This is a genomic window from Paraburkholderia sp. RAU6.4a, assembly GCF_050435625.1.
Classification (GTDB): Bacteria; Pseudomonadota; Gammaproteobacteria; order Burkholderiales; family Burkholderiaceae; genus Paraburkholderia; species Paraburkholderia tuberum.
In genome coordinates, this window is sequence record NZ_JBNDKQ010000002.1 from 364,780 (window position 1) to 386,848 (window position 22,069).

The window sequence follows — 22,069 nt, forward strand, 5'->3', positions numbered from 1 at the left end:
CGACTTTTCACGAGTACCGGTTACCGAATGCACCGCCGCGGTCGTCGCGAGCCGGAAAGCCGGCGAATCGGATCGCGTGCGGCCAGAAAGGCGAAACGCCGATCTACATCGACCACAGGAACACTTCATGCACATGTGACGACGGAGCGATATTCACGTCCCTGCGCTCCGTCTTGCCGTTATATGTGGCGCTTACGCTATACCGGCCGTGAGGCAGCGACGCCAACAGGAAAGGACCCTTTGCGGTGGTCTGCAATATCGTATTGCCGTGCATGTCGGATAGCGTCACCGGGATATTCGCAAGGTATTCGTTGCCGCTAGCCGCCTTGCCCGCAAACTCGAGCGTGAGTGGATACCTTGGCATGACCTCCTTGATAGCGGTGGATTGGCCAAGGCCGATCCCGCCGCTCAGGAACGTAACCTCACCCTCGTGCTGTACCGCGGGTAAAGGCTGAGTTGCCGCGAACGCGTATTGGACGCTTGCACTCAGTGCGAGTGCCGTCAAGCCAACTTTGACGATTGCGTGCTGGTTCATTTCGAGCTCCTCGTAAGGTGTGGCGATGAGGTACGCGCCGCCACTGCGCTGCCAGGGTCTATTTACATATATAAACAGACCCTAGCCCATGTCGATGGTGACGAACATGCGCTGTCCGTCGCGTTGGACCAATAGCGCGACCGCGTTACCGCTGTTCGCCGCTTTCCGCCGGAACTGGGCGGGACTTGCTACATGAGTGCTGTCGACCATCAGGATGATGTCTCCCGGTTCGATGCCGGCGAGCGCGCCGGCCCCCGTGCTTTTTTCGACCAGGACACCACCTTCGACACCTGCGTCGTGTCGCTCCTGTGCGGTCAAACCGCGCACGGTCAACCCATCGGGAGCTGCGACGTGCGCAATGGCCGGGATCTCGGCAGGAGTGGCATTCAGACTGCCAAGCGCGACTGTCGTATCGTGCGTGGCGTTATCGCGCCAGTACACGAGATGGACGGACGTGCCCGGTTTGAGATCGGCTACTGTGACGGGCAACTGGGTCGAATCTGGAATATCAACGCCATTGACCTTCATGATGACGTCGCCTGGTCTGAGACCGGACCTGGCAGCCGGTCCTCGCGGGTCGACCGAGCTGACGAGCGCCCCTTGCGGCCTGTTCAGACCGAAAGATTGCGCAAGCGGCCAGCTGACATCCTGAATCGTGATGCCGAGGCGTCCGTGTTCCGCCTCGTGGTGCAGTTGCAACTGTCGGGCAACTTTCATCGCTTCATCGATCGGCAGCACGAAAGCGGCTCCTTCAACGTCGCCGATCTCTTTCGTGACAGGCATTTCGATCCCAATGACGTTGCCGTTCAGACTGAACACCGGGCTGCCTGCATCGCCCGCATTTTCGGTCACGTCAGTCTGGATAAGCGGTACATACGACTCGCCTGGCAAAGCCCGCGACATGTTGCTGATGATGCCTGCCGTCACCGTGTCGTTCAGTCCATAAGGGGAACCGATCGAGACGACCCACTGACCGGCCTTGTTCGCGGACGGTGAGCCAATTTTGACTGTCGGCAGTTTGGTGGCGGGAATCTTGAGCAGCGCGATACCGCTCGCTGGGTCGTCGCCGACCACTTTGGCCTTGAACTTGCGACCGTCCTTTAGCGTCACGCTGATTCGGGTTGCTTTGGTTATCAGGCTGGAGTCGGTGAGAATGTAACCATCGGCGGCGATGATGAATCCAGAGCCGCTGCGTTGCGATGCCAGGCCTGGCGCGCCAGGAGGGGCGTAGGCGAACTGCTGGAACTGCCGGGTAAAAGGATCGTCTTCGCTGCCGGCCGGCGGCCAGAGGGGAGTGAAGGTGGCGACGGGTTGAGCCGCTGTCACGCTGATATTGACGACTGCTTTGCCTTCTTCGCTGACGAGGCGCGAGAAGTCCGTCACTATCGCGGGCGCCGTGTCGTGGCCTGGAAGCCTGGCAGCCGGCACATTCGCGCCGGAGCTTACGTTGTTCGGAGGGGATTGCGCCATGCAGCCCGCGGACACCGCCACGGTCAGGCATTCCACGATCAGGAAGTACTTGAGGTTGTCGCGTCGCATCACATGCCCCCCGACACGAGCAGTTGAGTCGGTTGAGTCGGAGTAACGCGTCTGTCCGATGCGTTCTCCATGCTGCTGTGATTCGACTCTAGGTCGCCACTTTTAAAACAAGCTTAAAAAAGCCCGATGAGAGGGTCCGGCTCGCACGTCCCCGTCAACGCTAATTTCGGTACTATACGGATCTACTTTCAGTCCCCGATTTTCGCCGGAACTGCGCTCCCGACGCGCGTGCAACCATGCCTACCATCAACGAACTGTTCGTCTATCCGATCAAATCCTGCGCGGGCATCGCGCTCACCGAGGCGCGGCTGTTGGCGACGGGCCTCGAATACGACCGCAACTGGATGATCGTCGATCCCGAAGGCGCGATGTTCACGCAGCGCGCGTATCCACGCATGGCGCTGATCAAGGTCGAACTCGGCGCAGAGGATCTGATCGTCAGCGCGCCGGGCATGCGTGAGCTGCGCACGCCGCTCGATGCCGCGCGGCTCGCCGCGGCACCCAGGGTCGCTACCGCGGTGTGGCGCGACGCGGCCTACGGGCTCGACACCGGCGCAGAAACGGCGGCCTGGTTCACGGAGTTCCTCGGTCTGCCCGCGCGCTTGCTGCGCTTCGATCCCGAGCGGGAACGCGTCGTCGATCCGGACTATACGGACAGCACGGGGGGCGCCACGACTTTTTTTGCCGATGGCTTTCCGCTGCTGGTGGTCGGCCAGGCCTCGCTCGACGATCTGAACGCGCGCCTGAACGGCAAAGGCGCACCGTCGATCGGAATCGATCGCTTCAGGCCCAATATCGTGCTCAGCGGCCTCGATGCCTATGAAGAGGACTATGTCGAGACACTCGCCGTCGGCGCGAATGCGGACTCGAGCGCGCGCGTCGAGTTACGGCTCGTCAAGCTGTGCACGCGCTGTCCGATGCCGACCATCGATCAGGCGCGCGGCGCGCCCGATCCCGACTGGCCGAACGAACCGACCGACACGATGCTCGGTTACCGAGTCAGCGAACGCTTCGACGGCGCGGTCACGTTCGGCAACAACGCGCTGGTCGCGAGCGGGGCGGGGGCCTGGCTGCGCGTCGGGCAGCAGCTCGACGCGGAACTCGGGTTCGGCGATTGATGGGATGAAAGGCGGGCGAGGCCCGCTTCGAGCGCCGATCAGGCTGCCCGCGCCATGGCCGACGCGGGTAGTGTTTGCCCATCTCGATTGCCGCGAGCTTCGCGTTCCCAGCAAGGCGCTTCGGCGCTCTCGCCAACCGCATTGCCCACCAGAATCACCGCCGGACTGCCGAAGCCGGCGCCGAGCGCATCGGCGGCGAGCCGATCGAGCCGCGTCAACAGGCGCCGCTCGTCGCCGCCGCCGGCCCACTGCACGACCGCGGCCGGCGTTTCGGCCGGCAGGTGCGCGAGCAACGCAGCGGCGATGCCGTCGATGCGCCGCATGCCCATATAGATCGCGAGCGTCGTGCGCGTCGCGGCGAGCGCGGCCCAGTCCGGCTCGCCGTGATCTTCGGTGTGCGCGGTGACGAAGCTCACGCCGTGACAATGCCGCCGATGCGTGAGCGACATGCCGAGACCCGCGGCGGCCGCGAAGCTCGACGAGATGCCGTTGACGATCTCGACCGCGAGGCCCGCATCGCGCAGCACCGCGAGTTCCTCGCCCGCGCGACCGAACAGCAGCGCTTCGCCGCCTTTGACGCGCACCACGTGCAGACCCTTCAGCGCATAACGCCGCATCAGCCGCTCGATGAACGCCTGCGGCGTCGAGCGGCAGCCGCCGCGTTTGCCGACGCGAATCACGCGCGCCTGCGGCGCGAGGGTCACGATGTCGGGATTCGCGAGGTCGTCGAGCAGCACGACGTCGGCGGCCGCGAGCGCCTTGACGGCCTTCAGCGTCAGCAAGTCGAGGTCGCCCGGGCCGGCGCTCAGCAGCGTGACCTTGCCGGTGTTGGTGTTCATGTCGGTGTCCTTATGCCGTTGGTTTCCGTTGGCCCGAAACGAAAACGGCGCCCGCCCGTGAAGATCACGAGGGGACGCCGTTGTCCATTGCATTGCCTGTCGACGGTTGAGTCTGCGCGTCGCGACGACGTTGTCGCGATGAGGTTGCGCAAGAGCAATGCAAGGACCACGCCATCGATCCGATCAAGGCGCGCAAGCCGTTGCCACACATTGCGATTCACGCGGAAAACATGACGGCGATCGCACGCCCGTGCGCCTTCGTTTCGCACGTCGACAGTGCTGCGTCGCACCATCCCTGTGCCTGGCCGCCTCAAAACGCGTCGCGCGCGGGATCCGGTCCGAAGCCGCGCGACTTGCCGCAAATCCCCGCCACACCGCGCTTTCGGGCGCATTTATCGAAATTGGCACAGCCCTTGCGATAAGCGTTGCCATCGGACCAACGTGGGTTCGTCGCGCTTGCAGCACAACTGCACGCGCCCCGCAGCACCCAACAGGACAACGGCGTCCCCCGAATTCGGCCCCTCGGCTGGATTCGCGGGACGCCGTTTTTATTTCCGCAATCGCTTTCGCCAGACACCAGAGGACAGCGCGCTCATGAAAATCATCGTTATCGGCCACGGGATGGTCGGCCACAAACTGGTCGAATGCCTGGCGCAACGGGCCGCGCACGATCTCGACATCACGGTGCTGGGCGAAGAATCGCGACCGGCCTACGATCGCGTGCATCTGTCCGCGTTCTTCTCGGGCAAGACCGCCGATGACCTGTCGCTCGTCGAGCCGGGCTTCTTCGAGCGCCACGGCGTGCAACTGAAGCTGAACGCGCGGGCGGTCGCGGTCGATCGCGACGCGCGCACGGTGACGGTCGCGACCGGCGAAACGCTGCCGTACGACCGCCTCGTGTTCGCGACCGGCTCCTATCCGTTCGTGCCGCCGGTGCCGGGCCGCGAGCGCGGCGACTGCTTCGTCTATCGAACGATCGACGATCTCGAAGCGATGCGCGAATGCGGCGCCCGCTCGAAAACGGGCACGGTCGTGGGCGGGGGCCTGCTCGGTCTCGAATGCGCGAAGGCGCTGCGCGACATGGGTCTGCAAACGCACGTGGTCGAATTCGCGCCGCGCCTGATGGCGGTGCAGGTCGACGACGGCGGCGGCCGCGTATTGCGCGGCCGGATCGAAGAGCTTGGCGTCACGGTGCACACGCAGAAGAACACGACGGCGATCGTCGACGGCGAAGCGGGCACGCACCGCATGCAGTTCGCCGACGGCAGCCATCTCGACACCGACATGATCGTGTTCTCCGCCGGCATCCGTCCGCGCGACGATCTCGCGCGCGCATGCGGCCTCGAACTCGGCGCGCGCGGCGGCATCGCCATCGACGACGCGTGCCGCACCAGCGATCCGCACATCTATGCGATCGGCGAATGCGCGCTGTGGCACGGCCAGCTGTTCGGGCTCGTCGCGCCCGGCTACGAGATGGCGCGCGTGGTCGCGAAGCAGTTGCTCGGCGACCCGGCCGAATTCGCCGGCGCCGACATGAGCACGAAGCTCAAGCTGATGGGCGTCGACGTCGCCAGCATCGGCGACGCGCACGGCAATACGCCGGGCAGCCGCACCTACCAGTTCAGCGACGAACGCAAGCAGATCTACAAGAAGCTCGTCGTGTCCGATTGCGGCAAGCATCTGCTCGGCGGCGTGATGGTCGGCGACGCGAGCGAATACGGCACGCTGCTGCAGATGATGCTGAACCGCATCGAGCTGCCAGCGTCCCCCGAATTCCTGATCCTGCCGCAAGCGGACGGCAGCGCGAAGCCGGCGCTCGGCGTCGAGGCGTTGCCCGCGGCCGCGCAGATCTGCTCGTGCAACAACGTGTCGAAGGGCGAGCTGTGCGCAGCCGTACGCGCGGGCGCGACCGACATCGGCGCGTTGAAGAGCGCGACCGGCGCGGGCACCTCGTGCGGCGGCTGCGTGCCGCTCGTCACGCAGGTGATGAAGGCCGAGATGAAGAAGCAGGGCCTCGCGGTGAACAACCACGTCTGCGAGCACTTCCCGTATTCGCGCCAGGATCTGTATCACCTCGTGCGCGTCGAGGGAGTGCGCAGTTTCGGCGCGCTGCTCGCCAAGCATGGCCGCGGACTCGGTTGCGACATCTGCAAGCCGGCGGTCGCGAGCATTCTCGCGTCGTGCTGGAACGAATTCGTGCTGAAGAAGGAGCACGCGTCGCTGCAGGACACCAACGACTACTACCTCGCGAACATCCAGCGCGACGGCACCTATTCGGTCGTGCCGCGCATGCCGGGCGGCGAAGTGACGCCCGACGGCCTGATCGCGGTCGCGCAGGTCGCGAAGAAATATGGCCTCTACACGAAGATCACCGGCGGCCAGCGTGTCGATCTGTTCGGCGCGCGCGTCGAGCAATTGCCGTCGATCTGGGAAGAGCTGATCGCGGCCGGCTTCGAATCGGGTCACGCGTACGGCAAATCGCTGCGTACGGTGAAGTCGTGCGTCGGCTCGACGTGGTGCCGCTATGGCGTCGGCGATTCGGTCGGTCTCGCGGTCGAACTCGAGAATCGCTACAAGGGCCTGCGCACGCCGCACAAGATCAAATTCGGCGTGTCGGGATGCACCCGCGAATGCGCGGAAGCGCAGGGCAAGGACGTCGGCGTAATCGCGACCGAGAAGGGCTGGAATCTGTACGTGTGCGGCAACGGCGGCATGAAGCCGCGTCACGCGGAACTGCTCGCCGCGGACCTCGATAAGGCGACGCTCGTGCGCTATATCGACCGCTTCCTGATGTTCTACGTGCGCACCGCCGACCGACTGCAACGCACCAGCGTGTGGCGCGACAACCTCGAAGGCGGGCTCGACTATCTGATCGACGTGATCGTCGACGATCGCCTTGGCGTCGCCACCGAGCTCGAAGTGGAGATGCAGCATGTGGTCGACACGTATGAGTGCGAATGGAAAAAGGCCGTCACCGATCCCGAAACGCGCAAGCGCTTCCGCCATTTCGTCAACAGCGGCGAGTCCGATAGCAACGTCGCGTTCGTCGAGGAGCGCGGACAGATCCGGCCGGCAACGCTCGCTGAGCGGCAGGTGCAGCGCATCGAGATTCCCGTTGTCGTCGAGACGGTTTGACCTCATCCGATTCCCGCTTAACTCAAAAGGAGCCCAGTCATGAAGAACGAACGCTTGCCCCGCGCCTGGACCGCGATCTGCGCACTCGACGACATCGTGCCGAACACCGGCGTTTGCGCGCTCGTCAATGGCGAACAGGTGGCCGTGTTTCACGTCGATGGCGGCCAGGTCGAGTCGGCGGCCGAGCCCACGGTCTACGCGATCGAAAACTTCGATCCGGGTTCGCACGCGGCGGTGCTGTCGCGCGGACTCGTCGGCAGCCTCGGCAAGCGCATCGTGGTCGCTTCGCCGATCTACAAGCATCACTTCGATCTGCGCACCGGCGAATGCCTCGAAACGCCGTCGTATTCGGTCAGCGCATTTGCCACGCGCGTCGAAAACGGCCAGGTGTGGGTCGCCGTTTGAGGTAGCGGCCTTTGTCCACGGTTCTGATGTTTCAACCCGATCATTCGCGCATGTCTGCTACCAGCGTAAAGAGCGTGTGTCCGTATTGCGGCGTCGGCTGCGGCATGGTGCTGCACGTCGAGGACGGCCAGGTCGTGAAGATCGCTGGCGACAAGGAGCATCCGGCCAACCTGGGCCGGCTCTGCACCAAAGGGCAGTCGGCCCACGTCGCGCTGCGCAAGTCGGGTCGTCTCGAAGGCGCGTTCGTGCGTCGTGCGCGCGACGAAGACCCGGTGCCGCTGCCGATGGCGCAGGCGCTGAGCGATACCGCCGCGCGTCTGCGGCGCGTGCTCGACGAGCATGGTCCCGATGCGCTGTCGTTTTACGTGTCGGGGCAGATGTCGCTCGAAGCGCAGTATCTGGTCAACAAGCTCGCGAAGGGCTTTATCGGCACGAACAATATCGAAGCGAATTCGCGCCTGTGCATGGCGAGCGCGGCGAGCGGCTACAAGCTGTCGCTCGGCGCGGACGGTCCGCCCGGCTCGTACGAAGACTTCGATCACGCGGATCTGTTTTTCGTCAGCGGCGCGAATATGGCCGACTGCCACCCGATCCTGTTCCTGCGCATGATGGATCGCGTGAAGGCGGGCGCGAAGCTGATCGTCGTCGATCCGCGCCGCAATACGACCGCCGGGAAAGCCGATCTGTTCCTGCAGATCAAACCCGGCACCGATCTCGCGCTGCTGAACGGTCTGCTGCATCTGCTGCACGAAAACGGCGCAACGGATGCGGCTTTTATCGCCGAACACACCGAAGGCTGGGACGCGATGCCCGCGTTTCTGGCCGGGTACACGCCGGAGAACGTCGCCCGCATTACGGGCCTCGCCGCCGACGACATCCGTCGCGCCGCGCAGATGATCGCGTCGGCCAAAGACTGGATGAGTTGCTGGACGATGGGCCTGAACCAGAGCACGCACGGCACGTGGCACACCAACGCGCTGTGCAATCTGCATCTGGCGACGGGCCGCATCTGCCGGCGCGGCAGTGGACCGTTCTCGCTGACGGGCCAACCGAACGCGATGGGCGGCCGCGAAATGGGCTATCTGGGCCATGGTCTGCCGGGGCAGCGTTCGGCGCTGGTCGCCGCAGATCGCGCGTTCGTCGAAGCACTGTGGGGCATCGCACCGGGCACGCTCAAAGCGGACGCGGGCCACGGCACGATCGACATGTTCGCGCGCATGGCCGCGGGCGACATCAAGGCGTGCTGGATCATCTGCACGAATCCGGTCGCGACCGTCGCGAACCGGCAGACCGCGATCGCCGGTTTGCGCGCGGCCGAACTCGTGATCGCGCAGGACGCGTTCCTCGATACCGAAACAAACCGCTACGCCGACGTGTTGCTGCCCGGCGCGTTGTGGGCCGAAGCCGAAGGCGTGATGGTCAACTCGGAGCGCAATCTGACGCTGATGCAGCAGGCCATCGAACCGCCCGGCGCGGCGCTGCCCGACTGGCAGATCATCGCGCGCATCGCGTGTGAAATGGGCTTTGCCGATGCGTTCAGTTATGCGAGCGCCGACGAAGTGTTCGCCGAACTCACGCGCGCGGCGAATCCGGCGACCGGCTACGACCTGCGCGGCGCGAGCCATCGCCGCTTGAAGGACGCGCCACTGCAGTGGCCGATCGCGTCGGCCGATTCGTCCGAGCGCAATCCGCTTCGCTATCTGAATGACGGCGTGAGCCAGACACTCAGGGAGTCGGAAGATGGCGGCCACCCGCGCATTGCTTTTCCGACCGCGAGCGGCAGGGCGAAGTTTTTCGCGCGTGCGTATCAGCCCGCGGCCGAGTTGCCCGATCGCGAGTTTCCGATCGTGTTGAACACGGGCCGTCTGCAGCATCAGTGGCACACGATGACCAAGACCGGCAAGGTCGCGATGCTGAACAAGCTGAACCCCGGACCCTTCGTCGAAATTCATCCGGACGACGCGGCCGAACTCGGGATTCGCGCGAAGGACGCGGTCGAGATCCGTTCGCGGCGCGGCCGCGCGGTCCTGCCCGCCGTCGTCACCGATCGTGTGAGCGCGGGTCAGTGCTTCGCGCCGATGCACTGGAACGACGTGTTCGGCGACGAACTGTGCATCAATGCGGTGACCAACGACGCGGTCGATCCGGTTTCTCTGCAGCCCGAACTGAAAGTCTGCGCGGTCGCGCTGAGTCCGGTGACGGCGGATCGCGACGCGAGCACTCGCAATGACGACGATGCGCTCTCTACCCCCGCCGACGCAGCGGTTTTAGCGCCCAGCGCCAAGGATCAACCCATGCCTCGTATCGAAGCCCTCACCACTTTGCTGCAACTGCCGCCCGAGCCCGCGCCCGTGCCGTCGCTCAGCGACGCGGAGCGCGCGTATCTGGCGGGTTTCGTCAGTGGCCTGCGTTCGGCCGAAGCGCAAGGTCTCGTCAACGTGCCGGTGCTGCCGCACAGCGCACCGTTCGATGCGGTGAAGCGGCTCTATGTCGATGGTCTGCTTGCGGGACTGTATAGCCGCAGCGCGACGACAGCCCAGACGTCGACCGCTGCCTTGCGGCCGAATCTCGCACAGGAAGAGCCACGCGAATCGGGCGTGCGCATCGTGCGCGTGCGGCCGAAGGTCACGCTGTTGTGGGCCTCGCAAACCGGCAACACCGAGTCGCTGACCGAGCGTTACGCGACGCGTCTGATGGAATCGGGCTTCGAAATCCGCACCGCGTGCATGGCCGACTATTCGTTCGCGACGCTCGCGAAGGCGCAATACGTGTTGCTGATGACGAGCACGTTCGGCGACGGCGATGCGCCCGACAACGCGCAGGACTTCTGGACGCAACTGAACGCCGCCACGGCGCCGCGCCTCGACGGCGTGCGTTTCGCGGTGCTCGCGCTCGGCGATCGCAACTACGATCAGTTCTGCGGTCACGGCCGCCGTCTGGACGAGCGGCTCGCCGCGCAGGGTGCGCTGCGTCTGAGCGAGCGCGTCGATTGCGATATTGAATATCAGCAGGGCGCCGATGCATGGCTCGAACGCGTGATCGTCTGCATCAAGCAGGCGGATGCCGCGCTGTACGCGGTGCCGCCGGGCGGCATGATCAACGCGGTGGTAGGCGCGGTGCCGACCAAGGCGCGGCCGGCCGCGTCGCGCGTCGTCGGCAATCTGCGCCTGAACCGGCAGGGCGCCGCGAAGGATACGCGCTACGTGTCGCTGCAAACGGGCGGGACGAACCTCGAATACGAAGCGGGCGATGCGCTCGGCGTGTGGCCGAGCAACTGCCCCGAACTCGTCGACGAACTGATCACGCTGAGCGGTTTGCACGCGGAGGCATCGGTGCACGTCGCGGGTATCGGCGACATGCGGCTCGCCGATGCGCTCGGCAAGCACTACGAGATCGCGCGGCCGAGCGCCGAGGCGCTCGCGTTCGTCGCGGCGCGCAGCGGCAATGGCGCGCTGGGCGATCTGCTCGCGCCCGAACGCAAGGCGGATCTGAAGCAATGGCTATGGGGACAGCAGCTCGCCGACGTATTGCACGAGTTTCCGGTGAGCCTCTCAGCCGCCGAGCTGACCGGCATGCTGAAACGCCTGCAGCCGCGTCTGTATTCGATCGCATCGAGCCCGAAGGCGCATCCGGGCGAAGTGCATCTGACGGTATCGGCGGTGCGTTACAGCAACGGGCGGCGACACCGCAAGGGCGTGTCGTCGACGTTTCTCGCGGATCGCGCAAGCGACACCGACGTGCCCGTGTTCGTGCAGAAGTCTGCGCACTTTCGTCCTCCTCATCAATCGGACACGCCGATGATCATGGTCGGACCGGGCACCGGCATCGCACCGTTTCGCGGCTTTCTGCACGAACGGCAGGCACGCGGCGAGCGCGGACGCAACTGGTTGTTCTTCGGCGAACAGCATGCCGCGACCGACTTCTACTATCGCGACGAACTCGAAGCGATGCGCGCGAGCGGTCTGCTGACCCGGCTCGACGTCGCGTTCTCGCGTGACCAGGCCGACAAGATCTATGTGCAGGACCGCATGCGCGAACACGGTGCGCAACTGTGGGCATGGCTCGAAGACGGTGCGCATTTCTATGTATGCGGCGACGCGAACCGGATGGCGCGCGATGTCGATGCGGCGCTGAAGGACGTCATCACGACTCACGGTGGCATGAGCGAAGAGAAAGCACTCGAATACGTGAGCCGTCTGACGCGCGAAAAGCGTTATGCACGCGACGTGTATTGAGCCGCCGATGCGTTGCAGAAGATGCCTTTAAAAAGGCCTCGTAACAGACAGCCCGATGGCATGACGCTTGCGTGTCGAGTCCCAGTGAAGACTCTGGGCGACATGCCGGCGCAAAACACAAGTAACGCAGCAACTGGACTACCCGTCATTTTATTTACTGAGGATCTCTGATGAAAAACGTGATGCACTCCCTGCGAAGCGGTGATTGGCGCGCACTGGTCGCCTGCTTTCTGTATTTCGACACGGGCTTCACCGTCTGGGTGCTGTATGGGCCGCTCGCGCCGTTCATCAGCAAGAGCATCGCGATGACGCCCGCGCAGCAGGGTCTGCTCGTCGCGGTGCCGGTGTTGTCCGCGGCGATTCTGCGCGTGACGCTCGGCAATCTGTATCAGTCCGCGCACGGCAAACGCATTGCGTTGATGGGCGTGCTGCTGTCGGCGGTGCCGACGATCGTGCTGCCGTTGCTGCAATCGGTGCCGTCGTACGAAATGCTGCTGGTGCTCGGCGTGTTCCTTGGCGTCGGCGGCGCCAGCTTCGCGGTCGCGCTGCCGATGGCCGGCAGTAACTATCCGCCGAAAGTGCAGGGCCTCGTCTTGGGGCTGGCCGCGGCCGGCAACATCGGCGCGGTGCTCGACGGCTTCCTGTTCCCGCAACTGGCGACGCGCTACGGTTGGCAGCTCGCCGCGGGCGGCGCCTTGCCGCTGCTCGCGATCGCCGCGATCACGCTGTACTTCTGGGCCAACGACGCGGGCGTCAAAACCGGCAGCGTGCTGCGCGCCTTCGGCAGTTTCGCGACGACGCTGGTCGGCCTGATCGCGCTCGTGCTGCTCGTCGAAGCGGGGCTATTCGGCGCGGGCAAGACCGGCGTGCTGCTGCTGCCGGTGATCGGTGCGCTGCTGGCGATCGCGGTGCTGCCGCAACGCTACCGCTCGGTGCTCGCCGAGCGCGATACGTGGGTCATCATGCTCGTCTATAGCATCACGTTCGGCGGTTTCGTCGGTATGTCCTCGTATGTGTCGCTGCTGCTGACCAACCTGTATCAACTGTCGAAAATCGACGCGGGCCTGTTCATGGCGCTGCTCGCCGCGACCGGCGCGATGGTGCGCCCGCTCGGCGGCCTGATTGCCGACCGCGTGTCGGGCGTGCGCGCGCTGACCGTGCTGCTGGCGATCATCGCGGTTTGCGATTTCCTGTTCGCGGCGGCGATGCCGTCGCTCGCGGGCGGCATTGCGTTGCTGCTGTGCCTCTATGTCGCGTTCGGACTCGGCAATGGCGCGACGTTCCAGCTCGTGCCGCATCGCTGGGCCGGCCGCACCGGGCTGATGTCCGGCATCGTCGGCGCGGCGGGCGGCATCGGCGGCTTCTATCTGCCGGTCGTGATGGGCATCGCGAAGGAGAGCACCGGCAGCTATCAAATGGGCTTCGCGACGTTCGGCACACTGTCGGCTTGCGCGTTCCTTGCGATCGTCGCGCTGCGCCGGCCGTGGATGGCGTGGTCGATGCAAACCGGCGTCATGCACGCGCATGCGACGGAGTAAGGCGCGGCGCGCGGCGTCCGGTCGTGCCGGCGCCGCACGCATCACGCTCTGAACAAAGCGCAGTCGAATGCTTGCATATCGGAGGCGGTGCTTCTAATATGCAGTCAGGAGGCTGCATATGAACTCATCGACCGATCGCATCGAAAAGCAGGTTCTGTTGAAGGCGCCGCGCTCGCGCGTCTGGCGTGCGCTGTCCAACGCCGAGGAATTCGGCAAATGGTTCGGCGTGAATCTCACCGGCAAGCAGTTCGTCCCGGGGCAATCCACGCAGGGGCACATCACCTATCCAGGCTATGAGCATCTGCTGATGAACGTGCTGGTCGAGCGTGTCGAGCCCGAGCATCATCTGTCGTGGCGCTGGCATCCGGCCGCGATCGACATCACGATCGACTACACGCCTGAGCCGACCACGCTCGTGGAATTCGATCTGAGCGACGTCGAGTCGGGCACGCTGCTGCGCGTCGTCGAATCGGGCTTCGACCAGTTGCCGATCGGGCGCCGCGCGCAAGCGTTCCGGCTGAACGACGGCGGCTGGGAGCAGCAGATGGTCAACGTCGAGCGATATGTCGGCGCGAGCTAGGGCGGCCCCCGCGAGGGCGGGCCTCAAGGCGGCGACACTGCGCAGTTCGGCGGCGGTGTTCGCGGCGCTCGGTGACGAGACGCGTCTGCGGCTTGTCGCGGCGTTGTGCGCGGGCAGCGCGATGTCGATCGCGCAACTGACGGCCGGCACCGACATCACGCGGCAGTCGGTCACGCAGCATCTGCAGGTGCTGGCCGACGCGGGCCTCGTTCACGACGTGAAGGTCGGACGCGAGCGCCTGTGGGCGTTCGAGCCCGCGCATCTCGACGCGGCACGCCGCGCGCTCGACGCGATTTCGCGGCAGTGGGATCAGGCGCTGCTGAAGCTGAAGACGATGGTCGAAGAATGAAGGGCGGGCGTCCGTGGTGATTGCACGAACCGAGCCGGCACGCGGATTGGCCGCCTGCCGGTAGGCGGTACGCGAGGGCGGGTGCCGCATTTTTTACCGACTGCGAGCGGCACATCGTGCGCGGAAGCGCGGAACAACGCAAAAAGGGGCCAAAAAATTGGCCCCCAATCCGCTGAAAAAAAGGAAGAAAAACGAGCCCGCGACTAATCGGCGATCCGCTTGTCGGCCAGCGCGTTCTGGCAGTCGGCCAGAACCTGCCGGACGAGCCGGGCTTGCGGGTCGAGTTCGTCGGTATCGAGAATTTCTTCAACCGCGTCGCGCGCCCAGTCGGTATCGACGAAGCGCGCGTGGCGCCGCGCGATTTCGACCGCGGTGGCCGACAGCTTCGCGACGCACAGCCAGTCGGCTTCGCGCGCGCGGCGGTCGAGCCACTTGTGCGCGGACTGCACGTGAAACGCCGCGTCGGGCCAGTCTTCGTTCAGATAATAAGCGCCGAGGCTTCCGCATGTGAGCCAGCACAACAGCTCCAGGCGGTCACGGGGACTCAGATGTTGGCGTACATCACTCATGGCGACGCTCGCTGCAGTAAATGGCTTCCCGGTGAGGCCGGCGGGCGCCGTCCTCCGCTTTTTACACACGCTTTTTACAAACAGTAGCATGCGGAATTCCCGGGCGGCAATTCCTGACCACCCTTAGCGTGCGGCGCCGCCACAGGTGCGGTTTTCGGGCGGTGCGTCAGCGTGGTGCGCCGGCGATCTGATCGCCCCGGGACGACCCGCCGCAGCCGAAGCGCCGGCATTTACCGGCTCGCAGCGGTTCCCGGCGCGGCTTCAACGTTCGCCGCGCGTCGCGACGATGAAAAACCGCGGAAACGGCAGCAGCACCGTGCCATCGGCGAGCGCCGGGTAGGCTCTGACGATTTCGTCGCGATAGCGTTGCACAAACGCGCCGCGTTCGGCGTCGTCGAGCGCGGCGAGAAACGGCCGCAGCGCGCTGCCCTTGAACCATTCGACCACCGCGTCGGCGCCCGCGAGCGGGTGGTGATAGACCGTGCGCCACACGTCGACGCGCGCACACAGCGGCTTGAGCAGCGCGTAGTACCAGTTTGCGTCGTAGCGCATGGTGCGCTCGATACCGTTCAGCTTCGTCGCCCAAGGCCCGTCGATGGCGATTTCGCGCAGCAGCCGGTGCGCCGGTTCGTCGAGATTGTCGGGCATCTGCACGGCGAGGCTGCCGCCCCTGGCAAGTTTTGCCACCAGCGCGGGGAACAGCCGCTCGTGGTCCGGCACCCATTGCAGCACCGCGTTCGCGAGGATCACATCGAAGGGGCCGTGCGCGTCCCACGTCGAAACGTCGCTGATGTCGAAGCGACATTGCGGCAGCCGCCGACGGGCCGCCGCGATCATGTCGGCGGAGCTGTCGATGCCGCTGACCGACGCGCCCGGCAACCGCTCGGCCAGCACCTCGGTCGAGTTGCCCGGGCCGCAGCCGATGTCGACCGCGAGCCGCGCGCCGTTCAAGGGCACCGCCGCGAGCAGATCGCGGACCGGCCGCGTGCGCTCGTTCTCGAACAGCATGTACTGCTTCGCGTGCCAATCGCTATGCTCGTTCGTGGTTTTGTCGGTCATCTTTTGCTCCTTCGCGGGGTTCGTTGCGGCCATTCTCGGCCGCTGACAGCCCGGAGTAAAATGAATTTATGATCCCGATTACTTCATTTTTCTAATGAAAATCGACACGCTCGGCGTGCAGGCTTTCGTCGCGATTGCCGATCGCGGCAGCTTCCAGAGCGCGGCGGATTCGCTGCACGTCACGCAAACCGCGATCACGCAGCGGCTGCGCAAGCTCGAAAGCTATCTCGGCGTCACGCTGATCGAGCGCACCACGCGTTCGATGGCGCTCACCGAAATCGGTCGCAATTTTCTGCCGCAGGCGCGTCGGCTGCTCGGCGAGCTGGCGGACGCGCTCGTCGAGATCCGCGAAACGGGCATCGCGCGACGTGGCGACGTGTCGATCGCGTGCGTGCCGACCGTCGGCGTGCAGTATCTGCCGCGCATCCTGCAGGCGTATTCGGCGCGCTATCCGCACAATCGCATCAAGATTCTCGATCACGCGTCGTCGGCGGTGGAGGAGGCCGTGTTGCGCAGAGAGGTCGAGTTCGGCATCAACATCGCGCGCGAGCATCATCCCGATCTCGCCACCGTGCCGCTCACCGAAGACCGCTACGTGCTGATCTGCCACGAGGACCATCCGCTCGCGAAGCGGCGGCGCATCGCATGGCGGCAGTTGCAGCCGTTCCCGCTGATTTTCGCCGGCGAGGTCAGCGGTAATCGCGCGCTGCTCGACGTCGCGCTGGAATCGAGCGAGCTCGCGCTGCGTTCGTTCTACGAGGTGCAGCGCAGTTCGACCGCCGTCGGACTCGTCGCGCAACGCGTCGGCGCGGCCGTGGTGCCCGCGCTCGCGCTGCAGAACGGCGCGTATCCGAGCGTGCGCACCGTCGAGCTCACGCACCCCACCGTGTCGCGCACGCTGGTGCTCGTCGCGCGCAAGACCGCGCAGTTGTCACCGGCCGCGCAGGCGCTGTACGACATGATCCGCGAACAGGCGACGCTGAAAACCGGATGACGGCGCGCCGCGCGCAAGGCAAACTGGCTGGCTTCCGAGTTTCATTCCTTCAACCCGTTCGATCCACGCGGTGCCCAACTACTTATGCTGCAGATACTCGGCAAGACCCCCTCGATCAACGTGCGCAAGGTGTTGTGGACCTGCGCGGAACTTGGGCTTGCGTTCGAACAGGAAGACTGGGGCTCGGGCTTTCGCTCGACCGAGGTCGCCGAATTCCGCGCGCTGAACCCGAACGCGATGGTCCCCGTGATCCGCGACGGCGACTTCGTGTTGTGGGAATCGAACGCGATCATCCGTTACCTCGCGAACCGTTATCGCGGTGACGGGCTGTATCCGGCCGATCCGGTCGAGCGCGCGCGCTGTGATCAATGGATCGACTGGCAGGCGAGCGAATTGAACCGCTCGTGGAGCTACGCGTTTCTCGCGCTCGTGCGGCACTCGCCCGAGCATCAGGACCCGCGCCAGATCGCCGCGTCGTGCGCGAACTGGTCCAAGCATATGGCGATCGTCGAGCAGCAACTCGCGCGCACCGGTGCGTATATCGCGGGCGACGCGTTTTCGCTCGCCGATATTCCGATCGCGCTGTCCGCGAACCGCTGGCTCGAAACGCCGCAGCAGCACGACGATTTGCCGGCGCTGGCCGCTTATATTGCGCGCCTGGCCGGGCGCGACGGGTATCGCAAGCATTGCCGAAACGGCACACCGTGATCGTTGATTCGCGCGCTTCTGCAATCTGTCGGTGCTTACAGAATCCGCCTTCAATGCTTACGCTCTGCTTGTGAATTCCCGCGCTCGACGGCTTCTGCGCGGTGCACCCCGCGTCGCCTACAATGGCGGCCATCTAGCGACATTGAAGGTTCAACGATGCGGTTAACGAAATTCGCGCTGGCTTTGCTGGCGGCGTGCTTCACTCTGAACGCGAGCGCGGAAATGACGGCCGCGCAATACAAGCGCTGGGCACACGCCGACAACAACTCGATCTATGCGGCGTACATCACCGGCACGATCAACGCGTTCGGCTGGGCGAACGGCGATCTGGTCGCGAGGAAACAGCCGCAGCTGTTCTGTCCGCCACCAACGCTCGCGATCGGCAACCAGACGGTCTATCCGTTGCTCGACGCGTTCTTCGCGAACCATCCGGGCATTTCCGAGGATTTTCCAATCGGGCTCGCGATTCTGCGCGCGTTGCAGGGCGCGTATCCGTGCTGACGTGTTGAAGGAGTGAGGGGAGGGAGGCGAGGAGGGGCAACCTCAGGGGCGAACTCGCGAAGCGGGCCCGCCCCCCGGTGGATCAAACCTGCACGAGATTCGGAATCTGCACGTCCGGATCGACGTCCGCGTCGTAATCGACGCCCTTCATTTCAAAACCGAACAGGCGCAGGAAATCGGTCTTGTAGCCCGCGAAATCGGTGAGTTCGTAGATGTTGTCGTTGCTCACCTGGTTCCACAGCTCCTGCACGCGGCCTTGCACCTGCGGATCGAGTTCCTTGTAGTCGGCGCGCAGACGGCCTTCGTCGTCCAGATGCGGCTGGCTGCCATAGAGGCTGTCCTTGTACAGGCCGTAGACCTGCTCGATACAGCCTTCGTGCGTGCCTTTTTCCTTCATCACCTTGAAGAGCAGCGACAGATAGAGCGGCATCATCGGAATTGCCGAGCTTGCCTGCGTGACGACTGCCTTCAGCACCGCGACGCGCGCATCGCCGCCCTTGGCCGCGAGCTTTGAGCGGATGCCGAGCACTTTCTGGTCGAGATCTTTCTTGGCCGCGCCGATCGAGCCGTTCCAGTAGATGTCGTGGGTGATCTTCTCGCCGAGGTAGGTGAACGCGGTGGTCCTGGCGCCGTCGGCGAGCACGCCGGCTTCGCCCAACGCGTCCATCCACATCTGCCAGTCCTCGCCGCCCATCACCGCGACCGTGTGCGCGATTTCTTCCGGCGTCGCCGGTTCGAGCACGGTTTCCTTGATCACTTCCTTGTCGGTGTCGATGCCGCGCAAATTGACAGCCTTGCCGATCGGCTTGAGCACCGAGCTGAACACTTCACCGGTCTTCGGGTGCTGGCGCTTCGGCGCCGCGAGGCTATAGACGACCAGATCGACCTGGCCGAGATCGCGCTTGATCACTTCGATCGTGCGCGCCTTCACTTCGTCGGAGAACGCGTCGCCGTTGATGCTGGTCGCGTACAGGCCTTCGGCGGTGGCGAACTTCTCGAACGCCGCGGTGTTGTACCAGCCGGCCGTGCCAGCCTTGGTTTCGCTGCCGGCGCGCTCGAAGAACACGCCGAGGGTCGACGCGCCCGAGCCGAACGCTGCGCTAATGCGGGCGGCGAGGCCATAGCCGGTCGACGCGCCGATCACGAGCACCTTCTTCGGGCCGTTGGCGATGGGGCCGCGTGCCTTCACATACTCGATCTGTTCCTTGACGTTGGCTTCGCAGCCGGTCGGATGGGTCGATACACAGATGAAGCCACGCACACGTGGTTTGATGATCATGAAGCACCTCTTGTCGGAATTGGCGACATTATAGTGGCCCCGCCGGAGCCGCACTCCATGCCGCGAACGAGGCAAAAACCGGCGCACCCCCCACATCTTGGTACGATTGCGCCTTTCCCAGCCGACGACAGCAAGTGAAGCGCCTCTTTTCCTCCTTTCTGGCGGCCCTCGACAAAGGGCTGACGCTCGCGAACCCGCTGTTCGCGAAGGCCGCATGGCATCTGCGCCATCCGACCCGCCGCACGTTCGCGTGGGGGCTCGCCGCGCTGCCGGTGCTATTCGTACTGTACGTGCTGTTGCTGATTCCGTTCACGCCGAGCATCGGCGACATCCGCAAGGCCAAGATCGAGCAGCCCGCGCAGATCCTGTCGGCGGACGGCAAGCTGCTCGCCGAGTTCAAGCCGTCGAACCGCGAGTGGGTCAAGCTGAAGGACATCTCGCCGAACGTCGTGAACGCGCTGATCGCCACCGAGGATCACCGCTTCTATCAGCATTTCGGGCTCGACTGGCGGCGCACCGCTTCGGCCGCGCTGCACACGTTCTCCGGCGACCGCCAGGGCGGCTCGACGATCACGCAGCAGCTCGCGCGCAATCTGTATCCCGACGAAATCGGCCGCGCGCCGACGTTGACGCGCAAGCTGAAGGAAGCGATCACCGCACTGAAGATCGAGGCGTTCTACACGAAGGACGAGATCCTCGAAACCTACCTGAATACGGTCCCGTTCCTGTACAACGCGTACGGCATCGAGATGGCTGCGCGCACCTATTTCGACAAGTCCGCATCCGACCTGAACGTGCTCGAAGCGGCGACGCTGACCGGCATGCTGAAGGGCAACGCGTACTACAACCCGGTGCTGAACCCCGAGCGCGCCTTGCAGCGGCGCAATACGGTGCTCGCGCAGCTGGTCAAGTACGGCAAGCTGACACCCGCCCAGTACGACACGCTCGCCCGCAAGCCGCTGCGTCTCGACTTCGAGCGCCAGATCGAGCCGCCCGGACCCGCGCCGCACTTCACGCAGCAACTGCGCAAATGGCTCGTCGCGTGGGCCGATCGCAACGACTACAACATCTATTCCGATGGACTCGTCGTGCGCACGACCATCGACTCGCGTCTGCAGACGATGGCGACCCAGGCGGTCACGCTGCAGGGCAATCAGTTGCAGAACATCGCGAACTCCGCGTGGGGCACGCGCGCGGGCTGCTCGGCGGACAAGGACCTGCTGCGCACGTTCCTGCGCGAAACGCCTGACTTCCGCGCGGCCAAAGACACGGGCCTCGCCGACGACGACGCGCTGAAACGCCTGCTCGCCGATCGCAAGCTCGTGCAGAGCGTGTGCGACACGAAGACGCGCGTGCAGGCCGACTTCCTCGCAATGGACCCACGTACCGGCGAGATCAAGGCGTGGGTCGGCAGCCGCGACTTTGGCGTTGATCCGTTCGATCACGTGCAGCAGGCGCGCCGTCAGCCGGGCTCGACCTTCAAGCCGTTCGTCTACGCGGCGGCCTTCGAGGCCGGCGCGAAACCGGACGACAAACTGCCGGACAATCCGGTTCAGATCGAACTCGCCGGCGGCGAAATCTGGAAGCCGAACGACGAGGACGAGCCGAGCGGCCGCATGATCAGCCTGCGCGACGCGCTCGCCTATTCGCGCAACCGCATCACCGCGCAGGTGATGGAGTCGGTGGGTCCGAACAGGGTCGCCAGGCTCGCGCGCGCGATGGGTGTGCGCGACAGCCAGCTCGACCCGGTGCCGTCGCTCGCGCTCGGCACGAGCCCGGTCACGCTCAAGGAAATGGTGTCGGCGTACGGCACGATCGCGAACCTCGGCGGCTACGTCGAGCCGCTGATGGTCACGCGCATCGAGGACCGCAACGGCAACCTGCTCGCCGAATTCAAGCCGGCCACGCCGAGTCGCGAGCTGCCCGCCGACACGGCACGCACACTCGTCGACGTGATGCGCGACGTGATCAGCCGCGGCACCGGCGCGAGCATCCGCACGCGCTTCGGCGTGCGCGGCGATGTCGCGGGCAAGACCGGCACGACCCAGGGCAACGCGGATGGCTGGTTCATCCTGATGCAGCCGCAACTGGTGGCGGGGGCGTGGGTCGGCTTCAACGACAGCCGTGTGACGCTGCGCAGCGATTACTGGGGGCAGGGTGCGCATAGCGCGCTGCCGATCGTCGGCGATTTCTTCCAGCGCGCGCAGCGCTCGCGGCTCGTCGACAGCCACATGAAGTTCGATACCGCGCAGCAGCCGGGCTGGTTCGCCGAGCGCGCCGAACGCTTGCGCGACTGGATCGGGCACCTGTTCACGCGCACGCCGGCGCAGCCGGACAAGCAGATCGTGGCGCGTGCTCCGGCGCGGCGCGCGCCGGTGGCGTCGGTGCAGCCGCCGACGTCTGCCGTGGCGGCACCGGCGGCGGCGTCAGAGGCAGCGGGCGCGTCCGCGGTGCAGGGCGAAGCGCGCGCGTTGCCGCCGTTGCTGCCGGCGCCGGGGGCGGGGTCGGCTCCCGCGCCGGCGCCGGGTAATACCGTCGACGGTGAAGCGCACGGCGGCGGTGCGGCAGCGCTCGCGCCAACCCCGACGCCGGACGACATCGTGCCGCCCGATGCGGGCGGTCAGGGCACAGAAGGGTCGAATAACGGCAGCGGGGCGAATTGAAGGCGACCCGGGCAGGCTGCCCG

Annotated in this window: 17 protein-coding genes; 11 read left to right on the top strand and 6 right to left on the bottom strand. The window is 65.3% G+C overall.

Annotation, left to right across the window (positions count from 1 at the left end; genetic code table 11):
• Nucleotides 1–103: 103 nt before the first annotated feature.
• On the bottom strand, nucleotides 104–535 hold the full coding sequence (locus OKW40_RS06440) for a carboxypeptidase regulatory-like domain-containing protein (protein ID WP_090804862.1): 432 nt from the start codon (nucleotides 533–535) through the stop codon (nucleotides 104–106).
• A gap of 81 nt (nucleotides 536–616) precedes the next feature.
• Nucleotides 617–2,074, bottom strand: coding sequence for a trypsin-like peptidase domain-containing protein (locus OKW40_RS06445; RefSeq protein ID WP_429488791.1), 1,458 nt, complete (start codon nucleotides 2,072–2,074; stop codon nucleotides 617–619).
• A 236-nt stretch (nucleotides 2,075–2,310) separates the two neighbouring features.
• Between OKW40_RS06445 and OKW40_RS06450 the strand changes: the two genes are divergently transcribed.
• Nucleotides 2,311–3,192 (top strand): MOSC domain-containing protein, encoded by an 882-nt coding sequence (locus OKW40_RS06450; RefSeq protein WP_429488793.1) that lies wholly within the window; start codon nucleotides 2,311–2,313, stop codon nucleotides 3,190–3,192.
• A gap of 38 nt (nucleotides 3,193–3,230) precedes the next feature.
• Here OKW40_RS06450 and cobA read toward each other — a convergent pair whose 3' ends face one another.
• Entirely contained in the window at nucleotides 3,231–4,031 is an 801-nt protein-coding gene (gene cobA, locus OKW40_RS06455; protein WP_429488795.1) for a uroporphyrinogen-III C-methyltransferase, read from the bottom strand.
• A 594-nt stretch (nucleotides 4,032–4,625) separates the two neighbouring features.
• Between cobA and nirB the strand changes: the two genes are divergently transcribed.
• The 6 genes from nirB (at nucleotide 4,626) to OKW40_RS06485 (ending at nucleotide 14,273) form a co-directional block, all read left to right on the top strand.
• Nucleotides 4,626–7,166: a nitrite reductase large subunit NirB gene (nirB, locus tag OKW40_RS06460; RefSeq protein ID WP_429488797.1), complete on the top strand. Its 2,541-nt coding sequence runs from the start codon at nucleotides 4,626–4,628 to the stop codon at nucleotides 7,164–7,166.
• Between the two features lie 39 nt (nucleotides 7,167–7,205).
• On the top strand, nucleotides 7,206–7,571 hold the full coding sequence (gene nirD / locus OKW40_RS06465) for a nitrite reductase small subunit NirD (protein WP_429488799.1): 366 nt from the start codon (nucleotides 7,206–7,208) through the stop codon (nucleotides 7,569–7,571).
• 50 nt (nucleotides 7,572–7,621) lie between these two features.
• On the top strand, nucleotides 7,622–11,806 hold the full coding sequence (locus OKW40_RS06470) for a molybdopterin-dependent oxidoreductase (RefSeq protein WP_429488801.1): 4,185 nt from the start codon (nucleotides 7,622–7,624) through the stop codon (nucleotides 11,804–11,806).
• Nucleotides 11,807–11,976: 170 nt separating this feature from the next.
• On the top strand, nucleotides 11,977–13,344 hold the full coding sequence (locus OKW40_RS06475) for an MFS transporter (RefSeq protein WP_187610065.1): 1,368 nt from the start codon (nucleotides 11,977–11,979) through the stop codon (nucleotides 13,342–13,344).
• Between the two features lie 118 nt (nucleotides 13,345–13,462).
• Nucleotides 13,463–13,924, top strand: a complete 462-nt coding sequence (locus tag OKW40_RS06480; protein ID WP_429488804.1) for an SRPBCC family protein — start codon at nucleotides 13,463–13,465, stop codon at nucleotides 13,922–13,924.
• On the top strand, nucleotides 13,908–14,273 hold the full coding sequence (locus OKW40_RS06485; protein ID WP_184033686.1) for an ArsR/SmtB family transcription factor: 366 nt from the start codon (nucleotides 13,908–13,910) through the stop codon (nucleotides 14,271–14,273). Before OKW40_RS06480 ends, OKW40_RS06485 begins: the two co-directional genes overlap by 17 nt.
• Before the next feature lie 203 nt (nucleotides 14,274–14,476).
• On the opposite strand, the gene OKW40_RS06490 is transcribed toward OKW40_RS06485, so the two are convergent.
• Together OKW40_RS06490 and tam are read right to left on the bottom strand one after the other, a co-directional pair.
• Nucleotides 14,477–14,842 carry a hypothetical protein gene (locus tag OKW40_RS06490; RefSeq protein WP_184074050.1) on the bottom strand — a complete coding sequence of 122 codons (366 nt, stop codon included), beginning with the start codon at nucleotides 14,840–14,842 and terminating at the stop codon, nucleotides 14,477–14,479.
• A gap of 261 nt (nucleotides 14,843–15,103) precedes the next feature.
• Nucleotides 15,104–15,901, bottom strand: a complete 798-nt coding sequence (tam, locus tag OKW40_RS06495) for a trans-aconitate 2-methyltransferase (RefSeq protein WP_429488806.1) — start codon at nucleotides 15,899–15,901, stop codon at nucleotides 15,104–15,106.
• Between the two features lie 94 nt (nucleotides 15,902–15,995).
• Here tam and OKW40_RS06500 point away from each other — a divergent pair, with 94 nt between their 5' ends.
• From OKW40_RS06500 to OKW40_RS06510, 3 genes are all read left to right on the top strand, one after another.
• On the top strand, nucleotides 15,996–16,895 hold the full coding sequence (locus OKW40_RS06500) for a LysR substrate-binding domain-containing protein (RefSeq protein ID WP_429488808.1): 900 nt from the start codon (nucleotides 15,996–15,998) through the stop codon (nucleotides 16,893–16,895).
• 84 nt (nucleotides 16,896–16,979) lie between these two features.
• Entirely contained in the window at nucleotides 16,980–17,603 is a 624-nt protein-coding gene (locus OKW40_RS06505) for a glutathione S-transferase family protein (RefSeq protein ID WP_429488810.1), read from the top strand.
• Nucleotides 17,604–17,759: 156 nt separating this feature from the next.
• A complete protein-coding gene (locus OKW40_RS06510) occupies nucleotides 17,760–18,104 on the top strand; it encodes a hypothetical protein (RefSeq protein WP_090804882.1) in 345 nt (114 codons plus the stop codon).
• Between the two features lie 82 nt (nucleotides 18,105–18,186).
• Here the strand turns inward: OKW40_RS06510 and fabV are convergent, their stop codons facing one another.
• A complete protein-coding gene (gene fabV, locus OKW40_RS06515; protein ID WP_429488812.1) occupies nucleotides 18,187–19,383 on the bottom strand; it encodes an enoyl-ACP reductase FabV in 1,197 nt (398 codons plus the stop codon).
• Between the two features lie 134 nt (nucleotides 19,384–19,517).
• Between fabV and OKW40_RS06520 the strand changes: the two genes are divergently transcribed.
• Nucleotides 19,518–22,046, top strand: a complete 2,529-nt coding sequence (locus OKW40_RS06520) for a penicillin-binding protein 1A (RefSeq protein ID WP_429488814.1) — start codon at nucleotides 19,518–19,520, stop codon at nucleotides 22,044–22,046.
• Nucleotides 22,047–22,069: the final 23 nt, after the last annotated feature.